Origin of the sequence: Devosia sp. Root413D1 (genome assembly GCF_001425235.1) — a bacterium.
Classification (GTDB): domain Bacteria; phylum Pseudomonadota; class Alphaproteobacteria; order Rhizobiales; family Devosiaceae; genus Devosia_A.
The window spans coordinates 328022-341940 of record NZ_LMEA01000009.1; the positions used below are offsets into that span (position 1 = coordinate 328022).

The following is a 13919-nucleotide window of genomic DNA, read 5'->3' on the forward strand; positions in this document are numbered from 1 at the left end:
AAAGCTGCCGTGCCACCCCTTTTCGCCTCGTGCGACGGTACCATGATCAATTTTGTCCGATTGCTGCCGGCCCTGTTGCTGTTCGGCCTTGCTGCCCCGTCGCTGGGGGCGCCGCTCCCGCCAGAATTCCGCACCCTCGCCATCGGCGAGACCGCCGCCGCGCTGCCGACCGAGGGCTACGAAGCCTTCGCCTGCGGCTCTAATGGTGGCCCACCGCTCAAGCACATCACCGGCTGGAGCGACTTTGCCCAATGCGCCGCCGACGAGCGCGGCCTCCACGAAGTCTATGTCGAGTTCGGCCGCCGCGTCGGCAAACTCGCCGAGCGTTTCCACGATCAGTATGGCGAGGAGCTCTGGCTGCAGCGTTTCGGCGGCACCCGGCTCGCCAATTTCCCGGTGGTGCTGTCGCTGCTGTTCGACGATGCCGGCGTGGTGCGCGGCTTCCGCGCCGTCACCGATGACCGCGCGCATATCGAGGATCGCGGTCGCGCCTACCTGTTCCGGCTCCCGGTGTTCCAGCGCTACGGCTCCAAGGATTGGACCTGCACCGATCTGCCCAAGGCGCCGGGCGAAACCGGCGTCGGCGAGATGTTTATTAAACAGGTCTGCACCAAGGAGGTCGAAGGGCGGCACGTCCGGGTAGAAACCCACTATTTCCGCAAGCCCGGCCAGACAGGCCTCGATATCCAGGGCATGTTCGAGCCGGGCCAGTATGAATCCTCGACCCGCTGGGAGGCATTCGACGCGACGCTCGATGCGGCGAAGGCGGCGCCATGAGGCCGGTGATCGGCATCGCGCTCACCGTGTTGCTCGCGACAATCGCACCGGCAATCGCGCAATCCTCCGAAGCGGCGGCCTTCCTCAACGGCGACACCAATTCCTGCCCCGGCTGCGCGCTCGTCGGCGCCGACCTGAGCGACCGCAGCCTGACCGGCGCCGATCTCTCGGGCGCCGATCTCAGCGGCGCCTTCTTCTTTCAGTCGGACATGAGCGACGCAAACCTCAAGGGCGCCAAGCTCGAAGCTGCCGACTTCACCGCCGCCAAGCTCAGCAATGCCGACCTCGCCGACACCCGCCTCGATAACGCGGTGTTCTTTCGTTCGACCCTCAGCGGGGCGTCCCTTGCCGGCGCCAAGGGTGAGAGTGTCAACTTCCGCCGGGCCATCCTGACCAACGCCCATCTCGATGGTGCCAGCCTCCGCTTCGCCCAGTTCGAGGATGCCCGTTTCGGCGGCGTGAAGGCGACCAACGCCGATTTCTCCGGCGCCAGCTTCCGCCAGCTCAACATGCAGCGGGTGGATTTTTCCGGCAGCACCATCGAGGGCGCCGACTTCACCGCCAGCAACCTCGAGTCCGGCATCCTGCGCGGCGCCAACCTCGCCCATTCCGACCTGTTCGGCGCCCGCCTGATCGCCGCCGACCTGACCGATGCCAACCTCTCCGGCACCCGCCTCGTCTCCGCCAACCTCCGCGACGCCGTCACCGACGGCACCAACTGGCAGGACGCGCTGATGCCGGACGGGAGCTACTATCGGCGCTAGACTGGCCCGCCGGTGCGTGCTGACCCCCACCCCTGTCCCCTCCCCGCAAGGGGGAGGGAGACCCTCACACCAGCGTCTCAGTTTGCGTCTCCCTCCCCCTTGCGGGGAGGGATCAAGGGTGGGGGGGCAGCACGCGCCGGCGCTGGTGGCCTGTTCGGCGGCGGCGCAGTTGTATTGCGAACCACCAGATAAGTGTCGAGCGTCACCCGGGCGTCGCCCACGGCGCGCGAGCCCAGCATGTCGAGCAGCAGTGACATCGCGGCTCGTCCGGTCTCGTCCGAGCGGTTGGAAACCGTGGTCAGCGACGGGTAGGTGGCGGCGCCCAGCACGTCATCGCAGCCGACGATGGAGAAATCCGCCGGCACGCTGACGCCGCGATCGGCAAGGCCGGTCATGATCCCCTGCGCCGTCAGGTCGTCGAAGGCGATGGCCGCGGTGGCGCCGGTGGCGAGAATATCCGGCACCACAGCGCGGCCGCTCTCATAGCTCGGCACCCGGGCGGCGACGATACTGACCTCGAGCCGGTGCTGCCGGGCTCCCAGGCGCACCGCGGCGCGGCGCTGCTGGTTCGACCATGAGCTGGCCGGGCCGCTGACATAGACGATGTGCTTGTGGCCCAGTTCTGCCAGATGAGCGATCGCCTCGCGCACCCCGATGGCGCTGTCGATCAGCACCCGCGGAATCCCCGGTACATCGCGATTGACCAGCACCAGCGGGCGCTTCAGCGCATGGGCGCGGATCCGCTCATCGGTGAGGCGCGAGGCGCACAGCACCAGCCCCTCGACCTGGCTGAGGAAGCGGTCGACCAGCTTGTCCTCCTGCCGCCAGCTCTCATCCGAATTGCCGAGGAACACGCAGAAATCCGAGCGGTCCGCCTCCATCTGCGCGGCGCGGATCAGCGGCGGAAAGAACGGGTTGGCGACATCCGGCACCACCAGCGCCACATTGCCGTAGCGCCCGGTGCTCAGCGCCCGCGCGGTGTGGTTGGGGACATAGCCGATGCTGCTGGCGATCTCGAGGATGCGCGCCACGGTTTCCGCGCCGAGCATGCCCGGCTGCGTGAAGGCCCGTGACACGGTCGACTTCGAGACGCCCGCCGTCCTTGCCACATCCATCATGGTGGGCAGGTCCTTGCGGCCCTTGCCTGCTGTCATGCTGTTGCCCTTGCGCAGCCTGGAACGATCGCTCCCACAGTTCAGCGTGGCTTGGCAATATCCCGTTCCATCCAATGCCGAGTGTTCGACAGGGGATTGACGTGCAACCGGTTGCATTCGATAGTCAAACGAAATCGTGGTTCGAGAACGATGCGTCGCGGGGAGTGCTTTAGCCGATGAGTTCGAGTGTCGTGCCTGAGGCCGGAACGCGTTACCGGCGAGTAGACCAGCTCAAGGTCCGGAGCTTTGTCACCCGCGAGGAGCTGGGACGCGTCGCTGCCGGCGAGATCGCCACCGAGCTGCGCTCGCGGCTCGCCCGGCAGGCTGCGGTGCGCATGGTCTTTGCCTCCGCTCCGAGCCAGAGCGACGTCATCGATGCGCTGGCGGCAGAACCCGGCATCGACTGGCGCCGCGTCACCGCCTTCCACATGGATGAATATATCGGGCTCGCCCCCGACGCGCCGGAGCGCTTCGGCAGCTGGCTGTCGCGCTACATCTTCGGCCGCCTGCCCTTCGCCGCGGTGCACCCGATCCTCCCCGGCGACGACCCCGAGGCGACGGCGCGCGATTACGCGGCGCTGCTGGCCGAGGCCCCGATCGATATAGTGCAGCTCGGCATCGGGGTGAACGGCCACATCGCCTTCAACGACCCGCCGGTGGCCGATTTCAACGATCCGCTCGATGTCAAAGTCGTGGAGCTCGATGAGGTCTGCCGGCAGCAGCAGGTCGATGATGATTGCTTTGCTACCCTCGCCGATGTGCCGCTGCGCGCCATCACGCTGACCGTGCCGCGGCTGCTGCGGGCCGACCGGCTGTTCTGCATGGTGCCGGGGCGGGTGAAGCGCAACGCCGTGCGCGCGGCGCTCGAGGGCCCGTTGACCACGGCCTGCCCGGCATCGATCCTCCGTACCCACCCCGACTGCACGCTTTACCTCGACGCGGAGTCAGATCCCCATGCCTGAATTGATCGACGCCGACGCACTCTGCCGTGGCTACTATGACGACGTCACCGCCCTGATGCGGCGCATCCTCGTCGAGGAGCGCGACGCGACCGAGCGTGCCGCCGAGCGGGTGGCCGAGCAGATCGCCGCCGACCGGCTGGTCTATGCCTACGGGCCGGGCGGCCACTCCAACCTCGCCTCGCAGGAAATCTTCTTTCGCGCCGGCGGCTTGATGCATGTCAGCGCCATCCTCGACGAGGGCACGCTGCTCTCCGGCGGCTCGCTGCGTTCGATGGCGATCGAGCGCACTCCCGGCTATGGCAAGATCGTCATCGCCGACCAGCGGCTCGGCGAAGGCGACCTGCTGATCCTCGTCAACGCCTACGGCATCAACGCCGCTCTGATCGATGCGGCGCTCGAGGCCAAGCGCCGCGGCGTGTTTCTGATCGGCGTCAACTCGCACGAGCACGCCAACAATTCCGCGCCCACCCACCCGGCGCGCCACCCGACCAAGCACAACCTGCACGAGCTGGTGGATATCGCCATCGACTGCAAGGTGCCGATCGGCGACGCGATCGTTCAGGTGCCCGGCATGGGTGAAAAGATCGGCGCCATCTCCACTTTCGCCAACGCCTTCGCGCTCAACAACCTGGTGATCCGCACCGTCGCCAAGCTGGTCGAACGCGGCATCGAGCCGCCGGTCTGGCGCAGCGGCAACGCCCCCGGCGGCGACGAGGCCAACGCGAAGTTCATCGCGCGCTTTGCCGAGCGGGTGCGCTGGCTGTGACGGCAGCAATCGTCGGCCGCGCTCCAGAAACCGGCCAGGGCCTTGCCATCAGCATCGCCGACGGCCGGATCGCTGCCGTCGAGGCGGCGGACTACCACGGCCCGCTCTATCTCTCGGCGGGCCTCGTCGACCTGCAGGTCAATGGCTATGCCACCCACGATCTGAACGACGGCACGGTGACGCCGGAGCGCGTCCTGGCGCTGACCGAAATGCTGCTGGCGCTGGGCACCACCACCTTCCTGCCGACCCTGGTCACCGCCAGCGAGGCGAACATCACCGCCGGGCTCATGGCGATCCGCGAGGCGCGAGCCCGCTACCCGCTGGTTGCCCGCGCCGTGCCCTTCGTGCATGTCGAAGGTCCGTTCATCTCTGTCCATGACGGCCCGCGCGGCGCCCATCCGGCCGCCCATGTCCGCGACGCCGATATCGCCGAATACGAGCGCTGGCAGGCAGCGAGCGGCGGGCTGGTCGGGCTGCTGACGCTGTCGCCGCATTCCGATGCGGCCATCGCGCTGGTACGGCACGCGGCGGGGCAGGGGGTGCACGTCGCCATTGGTCATACCGATGCAAGCCCCGAGCAGATTCATGCCGCGGCAGCAGCCGGTGCCACGCTCTCGACCCATCTCGGCAATGGCATATCGGCCCTGCTGCCGCGCCATCCCAACGTCATCTGGGCGCAACTGGCCGACGATCGGCTGACCGCCACACTGATCGGCGACAGCCACCACCTGCCGGCCGACACGCTGAAGGTGATGCTGCGCGCCAAGGGGCTAGATAAGGCGCTGCTGGTGTCGGACGTGGTCTCGCCCGGCGGGCTGAAGCCGGGCATCTATCACCAGACCATCGGTGGCCGGGTCGAACTGCAGGCCAATGGCCGGCTGGGGCCGCCGGGCACGCCCTACCTCGCCGGCGCCGCGCTGCCGCTGGGCGATTGCGTAGCGCGCACCGTCACGATGACCGGGCTGAGCCTCGCTCAGGTGCTGGGGCTCGCGACGCGCCATTCCGGCCGCTTTGCCGGTGGCCGTGGCTTGCTCGAAATCGGCGCGGCGGCTGACCTCATTCAGTTCGAGTGGGCGCCAGACGCCGAGCGGTTGACCATTGCTGCAACCTATCTGGGTGGGGAGCGGGTATGGGCGCGTTGAAGGCCGGCGTCGCCGTCGTCGACATCACCCCGCCACCCGGGTTGCTGCTCGCCGGCTTTGCCGCCCGCACCGAGCCGGCAACCGGGGCGCATGATCCATTGACCGTACGGGCCGTGGTGGTCGGCGATACCGCGATTGTCGTCGCCGACGTCATCGGCATCCATGAGGCGATGAGCGCCCGCATTCGCGAGCGTTGCCCGTTGCCGTCAGCCAATGTCATCGTCGCGGCCACCCATACGCACGGCGCGCCCGTCTCGATGGCAGACCGGCTGAGCGCCGAGGCCGCCCCGGCATTCCTGAAGATGCTCGAGGACGGCTGCGTCGCCGCGCTGGCCGAAGCTGCCGCCAACGCCGTGCCGGCCACGCTGAGCGTCGGTCTCGGCGCCGATCCCGATGTGGCCCGCAACCGCCGTCACGCCGACGGCCCGCTCGATCGCGCCCTGCCGGTGCTGCGCATCCGCGACGCGGCCGGCAGCCTGCTGGCGGTGGTCGTCTCCTATGCCTGCCACCCGACCGTGCTGGGTGCCGACAACCGGCTGATGACCGCGGATTTCCCGCATTTCGTTCGCACGACGATTGAGGCGGCGCATCCGGGCGCGGTGGCGATTTTCCTCAATGGCTGTTGTGGCGACGTCAATATCGGTCACACCGCGCAGGCGTCGGTGACGCTCAACGCCAGCGCCACCCGCACCTTCGAGAACGCCGAGCGGCTGGGCACCCGGATCGCCGAGGCGGCGCTCGCGGCGCCGGAGACAGGGCTCGGCGATACGGCGACCGCCGGGGAACAATGGGTAGAACTGAGCCTCGAGCGGCGCGAACGCGACCTGCCGGCGCTGGCTGCTGCCTGGGATGACGAGGCCCGCACCGCCGAGCCGGTGCGCGCTACGGTGCTGCGCCATTGGGCGAACTGGGCCCGCCGTTATGCCGGCCAACCCGCGGGAAGCTGGGCCGGTCGCGTCAGTGTCCTCGATTGGGGCGGCCTGCCGATCGCGGCGCTGCCCGGAGAGATCTTTGCCGAAACCGGCCTTGCCGTCCGCGCTGCCTGCGCCGGCCGGCCGGCTTTGGTGCTGTCCTATGCCGACGGCACGCCGGGTTACATTCCGCCAGCCAGTGAGTTTGGCTTCGGCGGCTACGAGGTCGATGAAGCGCATCGCTTCATCGGTATGCCGGGGGCATTCGCCGCCGGTTCTGCCGAGCGCCTGGCCCTCGCGGCCAAGACCTTGCTCGGACTACCAAAACAGGCTGCAACGCCTAGAAAATGAGGGGTTTCGACGCTGTCGCGCGGTTTGCGCCGCTTGACACGCAACCGGTTGCAGTCAAGACTTCACTATGTGCTGGATCGTTCGTTAAACAGGGATGACAACGATGATGAAATTGCTTTCTCGGCCTCAGCTTTCTGCCTTCTCGATATCAGGACGACAGCTGCTGCTGGTGTCCGCCGCCGGCCTCGGGCTAGCCGCTACGGCGGTCTCCGCGCAGGAGATCCGGGTGTGGAGCGGCTATCCGGAACTGGCGCCGTTCTATCAGCACGTCGCCGAGGGGATGGCGGCGGAATACCCGGACCTCAAGGTCACGGTTGAAGCCATCGCCTTGCGCGAACACGAGAAGCGCGTGGCGCTCGGCGTCACCTCCGGCGAAGCCGCCGAGGTGATCGAGCTGGCGACCACCATTGCCGCCCGCTATCTCGAGGGCGGCCTGCTCAACACCCCGCCGGCCGACGTGACGGCCTTCGTCAAGGATCCCGCCAATTTCGGCGAGTTCTTCGTCAACTCTGCCAGCTATGACGGCACCGTCTACGGCATGCCGCTGTTCCGCGGCCAGAGCGCGCTCTACTACAATACCGACATGTTCGCCGCGGCCGGCCTCACCGAGCCGCCCAAGACCATGGCCGATTTCGACGCCTATGCCGAAAAGCTGACGCAGCGCGATGCCAGCGGTGCGCCCACCGTCACCGGCTGGAGCATGCGGCTCTCGGGTGGCGGCTCGGGTATTGCCGAAAAGTTCGCCATCAACATGTGGCAGCATGGCGGCGAGCTGATCGCGCCCGCCGGCGAAGGCCTGTGGAAGTCGAACTTCGCCTCCGAGGCCGGCACCGCCACCATGAAGCAGTACCTGCACAACCTGTTCGACACCAAGACCGTGACGGTCGAATCGCCGGCTGACGCCGACGCCTTCGAGCGCGGCCAGACTGCCATGTTCATCCGCGAGTCCTGGGTGATCGGCGATATCGCCACCAAGGCCCCGGACCTGAAATATGCCACGGCGACGCTGCCGCGTGGTTCGATCGTCAGCCCCGGCCAGCTTTACGTCAAAGCCGGCGCCGACAAGGAAGCCGCCGCCTGGGCCTTCGTGCTGGCAACCCAGAAGCCTGAAAACCTGCTCTGGCTGCTCGACAATGTCGGTTGGCTGCCGAACCGCTCCGGTCTCGATTTCTCGGCCATCCTTGCCGCCAAGCCCGGCTTCGAAGCCTACGTCAACTACCCCGCGAGCTATGAGTTCTTCACCGTTCCGGCCATCGGCCCGATCGATGAGATCCAGACCCGCGCCGCAGCCTTCCTCGTTGAAGCCTTCGCCAAGCCGGAGCTCGCCACCGACGATACGGCGCTCAAGGCCTTCCTCGAGAATGCCGACAAGGAGATCAATGCCATTCTCGACCGTGAAGGCCTGCTCGGCCAGTAAATCGGTTTTGCAAACCTGCCCTTGCTCAACCGCTGCCTTCGGGGATCATGCCCCGGAGGCAGCACGGAGACGATGACATGCTGAAGCGACGACGCCTGCTCTTCTCGCTGCTTGCCATCCTGCCTGTCATCGCCATCTTCGCCTTTGTCCGGGTCTACCCGATCAGCGAGATTCTTCGGCTGAGCCTGCACAAGTGGGACATCCTGTCGAAGAAGAAGCCGTTCATCGGGCTCAGGAATTTCCAGGAGCTGCTGGGCGATCGGCTGTTCCACGAGGCGCTGTTCAACACCTCGATCATCGCCTTCGGCGTGCTGCTGATCACCATTCCGCTGTCGCTGGTGATCGCCGCGCTGATCTTCCACCGCACCCGCTCGCGCTTCGCCGCCTTCTACGAGACGGCGGTGTTCATCCCGCACGTGGTGTCGCTGGTGCCCGCCGCCATGGCGTGGAAATGGATTTTTGACGCGCGGCTCGGACCGCTTAATGCGTTCCTCTCGATCTTCGGGGTCAAGCCGATGTCATGGCTGTTCGACCCGGTGCTGTCGATCATCTGCGTCATCGTGCTCTGCTCCTGGCAGGCGCTCGGCTTCGCCGTGCTGATCTACCTCGTCGGCTTCAAGAGCCTGCCGGTCTCGGTCTACGAAGCGGCCAAGCTCGATGGCGCCTCGGGCCGGCAGTCGTTCTGGCACCTGTCGGTGCCGATGCTGAAGCCGATCACCCTCTATGTCTCGGTGGTGACGCTGGTGTCGGCCTTCAACGTCTACGCCCAGGTCTACGTGCTGGCCTCCGATGCGCAGGGCGCGCCGGGGCGGCAGGTCCGGGTGCTGGTGCTCGATATGCTCGAGAACAGTTTCCGCAATTACCGCGTCGGCTATGCCGCCTCGGAGGCGGTGGTGCTGCTCGCCATCGTGCTGCTGCTGACCTTCGTGCAGTTCAGCCTGCTGCGTGACAAGAGGGCCCCCCGATGAGCACCGAGATCGAGAAACATTCCCGTGAAGTCGGCGACCGGACGTTCAAGGCGCGCGCCACCAATCTCGGTATTGACCTGTTCCTCGGGCTGTTCGGGCTGTTGATGATCCTGCCGCTGGTGCTGCTGGTCGCCAATGCCTTCAAGACGCCGCAGGAAATGCTGAGCTGGCCGCCCACCGTCATTCCGGCCCAGCCGACGCTCGCCAATATCGAGGCGGTGCTGGCCGATACGCCGCTGCTGCGCTGGATCTTCAACAGCTTCAGCTTCGCGCTGCTCTCGGCCATCGCGATCCTCATCACCTCGACCATTGCCGGCTACATCCTCGCCAAGTTCCCGTCGCGGGCGATGAGCGTGCTGTTCGCCATCATCCTCGCCACCGCCATCGTGCCGTTCGAGGTCTACATGATCCCGCTCTACTTCCAGGCACAGAGCATGGGGCTGCTCAACTCGGTCTGGGGGCTGCTGCTCGGCTACCTGGTGATGAGCTTCGGCATCTTCCTGATCCGGCAGAACGTCATCCACTCGATCCCCGACGAGCTGCTCGAGGCCGCCCGTATCGATGGCGCCGGCGAGATCTGGATCTTCATCCGCATCGTCGTGCCGCTGCTGCGCGGCGCGCTCGGGGCGCTGTTCGTCCTTGCCTTCTTCCAGGCCTGGACGGCCTTTGCCTGGCCTCTGATCGTCGCCACCACCAAGGACAGCTATACCATCGAGGTCGGCCTCGCGCTGTTCCAGACCGGCTTCACCGTCGACCTCGGCCGATTGAGCGCCGCCTCCGCCATCGTCCTCGTGCCGTCGGTGGCTTTGTTCGTCTTCTTGCGGCGCAACTTCGTTCAAGGCGTCGCCAGCACCGGGCTCAAGGAATGACCGAGTTTTTCGCCGCGGCGCGGCAACGCTATCTCGCCTCCAACGCCGAGACGCTGCGCTGGATGCTGGCGCGGCCGCCTTTGCACGGCACCTTCGTCAACACCAAGCTGAACCCGCTGACCCTCATCGATTACGCAGCGGTCGACGGCTGGCGCGGGCCTGACCATGTCTATGGCTGGATACAGGGCCGCGCCCTCGAGGCCATCGTCACTCACGCGTCGGCCTTCGAAAGCACCGACCCTGACCTCACGCTCGCCCTCGACGTGGCCGGGCGCCGGCTCTATACGGCGCTCGACAAGCTGCGCGCCGCCGATGGGCATGTGTATTTCTGTTACGACCGCGACATGCGCCCGATCCGTTTCGAGGGTGAAGTCTTCGTTCCCCAGACCCAGCCGGCCGACATTTACAGCTTCTCCGACACCTTTGCCGCCAAGGGCCTGGTTGCCGGCGCGGCGCGCTATGCGCCCGCCGATCTGCCGCGCCAGCTCGCGGCGCTGGCAAAGGTGATCGCCGCGATCGAGGACGATCGCTTCCAGATCGACGAGAAGCTGCCGCTGGGGCGCGAGATGCTCGAGGCCGAGGCGGCGGACTTTGGCCCGCGCATGATCATGCTGAGTGCCGGCGCCTTGCTGACCGGCATCGGCCACCGCAATCTTGCCGGCTTCGCCGATCGCTTCATCGGCCATGTCATCGACAACTATTTCGATCCCGCCAGTGGGCTGCTGCGTAACGTGCCGGGCGAGGATCGCTGCAATGTCGGGCACGGCATCGAGTTCGTCGGCTTCGCGCTCGACTACCTTGAGGCCGACGTCGACCCGGAACTGCTGCGCGTGCTGGAGACCATCCTCGTCTCGTCGTTCGACCGCGGCTTTGTGGGGCCCGGCGTGCGGCTGGTGGTGTCGGCGGCGAGCGGCGCACCGATCAGCCCCTATTGCCCCTGGTGGTCGCTGCCCGAAACCATCCGCAGCGCAGCGCTCTGCCACGAGCGCTCGCACAGCGCCGAGAGCCTCCGCGTCTGGCAGAAGGCCGACGAGGTGTTCTTCCGCGACTATTGGCGCCCCGGCACCGGCATTGCCTACCAGTGCCTCACCGACGATGGCCCGATCGACTACGTGCCGGCCACCCCCGATCTCGACCCCGGCTACCACACCGGGCTGAGCCTGCTGGCTGCGATCGATGTGGTCGGTCGCCGGAGCTAGGGGAGGGCACATGCAGCGCAGGGGCATCGCCGTGATCGGCGCCGGCATGGGCATGAAGCCGCATGCGCTGAGCCTGCGTGATCTGACTGATCGGGCCGAAGTGATCGGTGTGTTCAGCCGCTCGGCCGAGCGCCGCGAGGCGGCCCATGCGGCCTATGGCTTTCCGGTCAGCGACGACCTCGACGCCCTGGTCGGCGATCCGCGGGTCGATGTCGTGCTGGTGCTGACCCCGCCATCGGCGCATCTCGAAATGGTGCGGCTGGCGGCCGCCGCGGGCAAAGCCATCCTGCTGGAAAAGCCCATCGAGCACAGTCCGGCCCGGAGCCGCGAAGTCGTGGCGGTCGCCCGTACCGCCGGTGTCCGGCTCGGCATCGTGCTGCAGAACCGCACTCGGCCCAATGCGCGCGAACTCGGGCGCCGCATCGCTGAGGGAGAGCTGGGCGAACTGGTGACCGCCTCGGCTTCGATCCGCTGGTGGCGGGCCCAATCCTACTACGATGAGCCGGGCCGCGGCACGCTGGCGCGCGACGGCGGCGGCGTGTTGCTGACCCAGGCTATCCACGCGCTCGACCTGTTCCTGAGCCTCACCGGCCCGGTCGCCGAGGTCAGCGCCATGGCCGGCACCTCGCGGACCCACCGGATGGAATGCGAGGACGTGGTCAGTGCCGCGATCCGCTTCGGCAATGGCGCGATCGGTTCGATCGATGCCACCACTGCCAGCTTCCCGGGGTTCCCCGAACGGCTGGAACTGGTCTTCGACCGGGCCACGGCGGTGATATCAGGTGAAAGCCTGATGCTCTATTGGCGCGATGGCAGCATCGAGGATCGCTCTGTCGCTGCCGCCGGCCATGGTGGCGGCGCCGACCCGATGGGCTATTCGCACGCCCGGCACCGCGCCGTGCTCGAGGATTTTCTCGATGCCCTGGACGAGGGCCGCGAGCCGTTGGTCACCGGCGAGGAGGCTCTCAAGGTGCATCGGCTGATCGAAGCGCTCCTCGCCTCGAGCGCCGAACAGCGCCCGGTCCGGCTGGCTGACCTCGACCGCTGAGCGCAATGCAATTGGGCTCGCGCCGAGGCAGGGCCGAATGTGCCGCTCCGCCATGACACGGCCCTGATGTTACGATCAAGAACCGTGAGTCGTGGGTGCTTCGTGGGGGGTGATGATGGCTGTGCTTCGCGTGCTTGCTTTGGCGGCTGTCGCCCTGCTGGCGCTGCTCTCGGCGGCGCTGGCGCAACCGGCGCGAGACCTGTTCGGCGCCATGCATTCGCCGACCACCGGACCCGAGGTGCCGGTGGGCAGTTACGCCAAGGGCTGCATCGCCGGTGCGGTGCAATTGCCGACCGATGGGCCGGGCTGGCAGGCGATGCGCCTGTCGCGCGATCGGCGCTGGGGCAGTGCCGAGCTCGTCAGCTATATCGGGGCGCTCGCCCAATCGGCGGCGCAGGATGGCTGGCCGGGGATCCTCGTTGGCGATATGGGGCAGGCGCGCGGCGGGCCGATGGCCAGCGGGCACGCCTCGCATCAGATCGGGCTCGACGTCGACATCTGGTTCGAGCGCATGCCGGATCACCAGCTCAGCGCCGATGAGCGCGAGAGCCTCTCCGCCCGCTCGATGCTGAAGAAGGGCACCCGCGAGATCGACCCCCAGCGCTTCGGCGAAGCGCAGCGCCTGCTGCTCTATCGCGCCGCCGAGCTGCCGGGCGTGGCCCGCATCTTTGTGGCGCCGGGGATCAAGAAATCGCTCTGCGCCGTCACCTGGCGCGACCGCAGCTTCCTGAACAAGATCCGCCCCTGGTACGGCCATGACGACCATTTCCACGTGCGCCTCGACTGCCCGGCGGGCGTCGAGCTCTGCGTCAACCAGGCGCCGGCTCCGGCCGGTGATGGCTGTGGCGCCGAACTCGACTACTGGTTCACCGACGAGCCGTACAACCCGAGCGACAAGCCACCGGCCCCACCACTGACCCTCGCCGATCTGCCCAAGGCCTGCACCGCCGTGCTCAAGGCAGACTGAGCTGTCTAGCCGTTATCCCTTGTAGATCGCGGCGATCCTGCCGAAGTCGGCGCGAGCCGCGTCGATGCGGCCGTAGAACAGCGCGACCGTTTCCTTGGCGACCACCGGGCAGCCATTGTCGCCATATTGCTTGGCGGCCCGCGCCAACTCCTCGAAGCCGGCATAGAACGAGACGAACAGTGCCAGGTTCGGCTCGCCCACCGAGATGAAGTTGGGCACGGCGGCGGTGTAGATCGGGGTGTCGCGCTGGAAGGCATCGACCAGCTCGTTCACCGTACCATTGCAGCCGGCGGGCTTGTTAGGGTCGCTTGGCATCAGCGTCTCGCGCAGCAACTGGGCCCGGGCGAGCACGCCGTCGAGATCCCTCGCTTCGACGCGCAGCGCGTTGCCGACCTGCACCAGCGCCTCCTGGTTGCGCCGTACCTGTGTCTCGTCCTGGATGGCGCTCGAGATCGCCAGCACCCCGGCGCCGGTGACGAAGCCGAGCATCGTGCCGATCAGCGTCTGCCACTGTCTGAGCGCATTGAGCCGACCCTTGGTGCCCAGGGTAAAGACGTCGAAGATGATGATCGCGACCAGGAGCGCGATGACGACGAGCACCAGCAGGACCGCCGTGGAGGTCAT

At 67.2% G+C, this 13919-nt stretch carries 14 protein-coding genes; 12 read left to right on the forward strand and 2 right to left on the reverse strand.

All coding sequences use genetic code 11. The annotated features are described in order from the left end of the window. The first annotated feature begins 42 nt into the window (after positions 1–42). Together ASC89_RS13595 and ASC89_RS13600 are read left to right on the forward strand one after the other, a co-directional pair. Positions 43–777 (forward strand): hypothetical protein, encoded by a 735-nt coding sequence (locus tag ASC89_RS13595; RefSeq protein WP_055998631.1) that lies wholly within the window; start codon positions 43–45, stop codon positions 775–777. After that, positions 774–1541, forward strand: a complete 768-nt coding sequence (locus ASC89_RS13600; RefSeq protein WP_055998633.1) for a pentapeptide repeat-containing protein — start codon at positions 774–776, stop codon at positions 1539–1541. The genes ASC89_RS13595 and ASC89_RS13600 overlap by 4 nt, the downstream gene beginning before the upstream one ends. 77 nt (positions 1542–1618) lie before the next feature. On the opposite strand, the gene ASC89_RS13605 is transcribed toward ASC89_RS13600, so the two are convergent. Next, a complete protein-coding gene (locus ASC89_RS13605; RefSeq protein WP_082533365.1) occupies positions 1619–2695 on the reverse strand; it encodes a LacI family DNA-binding transcriptional regulator in 1077 nt (358 codons plus the stop codon). Positions 2696–2871: 176 nt separating this feature from the next. Here ASC89_RS13605 and ASC89_RS13610 point away from each other — a divergent pair, with 176 nt between their 5' ends. The 10 genes from ASC89_RS13610 (at position 2872) to mepA (ending at position 13295) form a co-directional block, all read left to right on the forward strand. Further along, a complete protein-coding gene (locus tag ASC89_RS13610; protein WP_082527946.1) occupies positions 2872–3657 on the forward strand; it encodes a glucosamine-6-phosphate deaminase in 786 nt (261 codons plus the stop codon). After that, a complete protein-coding gene (locus ASC89_RS13615; protein ID WP_055998635.1) occupies positions 3650–4423 on the forward strand; it encodes a sugar isomerase domain-containing protein in 774 nt (257 codons plus the stop codon). The genes ASC89_RS13610 and ASC89_RS13615 overlap by 8 nt, the downstream gene beginning before the upstream one ends. After that, positions 4420–5565: an N-acetylglucosamine-6-phosphate deacetylase gene (locus ASC89_RS13620; RefSeq protein ID WP_055998637.1), complete on the forward strand. Its 1146-nt coding sequence runs from the start codon at positions 4420–4422 to the stop codon at positions 5563–5565. Before ASC89_RS13615 ends, ASC89_RS13620 begins: the two co-directional genes overlap by 4 nt. Next, a complete protein-coding gene (locus ASC89_RS13625; protein WP_055998639.1) occupies positions 5553–6827 on the forward strand; it encodes a neutral/alkaline non-lysosomal ceramidase N-terminal domain-containing protein in 1275 nt (424 codons plus the stop codon). The genes ASC89_RS13620 and ASC89_RS13625 overlap by 13 nt, the downstream gene beginning before the upstream one ends. 106 nt (positions 6828–6933) lie before the next feature. Next, complete coding sequence (locus ASC89_RS13630) at positions 6934–8244, forward strand: ABC transporter substrate-binding protein (RefSeq protein WP_082533388.1); 1311 nt, start codon at positions 6934–6936, stop codon at positions 8242–8244. 77 nt (positions 8245–8321) lie between these two features. Continuing rightward, on the forward strand, positions 8322–9212 hold the full coding sequence (locus tag ASC89_RS13635) for a carbohydrate ABC transporter permease (RefSeq protein WP_055998641.1): 891 nt from the start codon (positions 8322–8324) through the stop codon (positions 9210–9212). Continuing rightward, the gene (locus ASC89_RS13640) at positions 9209–10081 is read left to right on the forward strand and encodes a carbohydrate ABC transporter permease (RefSeq protein WP_055998643.1); all 873 of its coding nucleotides are present in this window, start codon (positions 9209–9211) and stop codon (positions 10079–10081) included. Before ASC89_RS13635 ends, ASC89_RS13640 begins: the two co-directional genes overlap by 4 nt. Continuing rightward, on the forward strand, positions 10078–11280 hold the full coding sequence (locus ASC89_RS13645) for a hypothetical protein (protein WP_055998645.1): 1203 nt from the start codon (positions 10078–10080) through the stop codon (positions 11278–11280). The genes ASC89_RS13640 and ASC89_RS13645 overlap by 4 nt, the downstream gene beginning before the upstream one ends. 10 nt (positions 11281–11290) lie before the next feature. Beyond that, complete coding sequence (locus ASC89_RS13650; protein WP_055998647.1) at positions 11291–12328, forward strand: Gfo/Idh/MocA family protein; 1038 nt, start codon at positions 11291–11293, stop codon at positions 12326–12328. Positions 12329–12443: 115 nt separating this feature from the next. Further along, positions 12444–13295, forward strand: a complete 852-nt coding sequence (gene mepA, locus ASC89_RS13655) for a penicillin-insensitive murein endopeptidase (RefSeq protein ID WP_082533389.1) — start codon at positions 12444–12446, stop codon at positions 13293–13295. A 12-nt stretch (positions 13296–13307) separates the two neighbouring features. Here mepA and ASC89_RS13660 read toward each other — a convergent pair whose 3' ends face one another. Beyond that, positions 13308–13919 carry a hypothetical protein gene (locus ASC89_RS13660; RefSeq protein ID WP_055998651.1) on the reverse strand — a complete coding sequence of 204 codons (612 nt, stop codon included), beginning with the start codon at positions 13917–13919 and terminating at the stop codon, positions 13308–13310.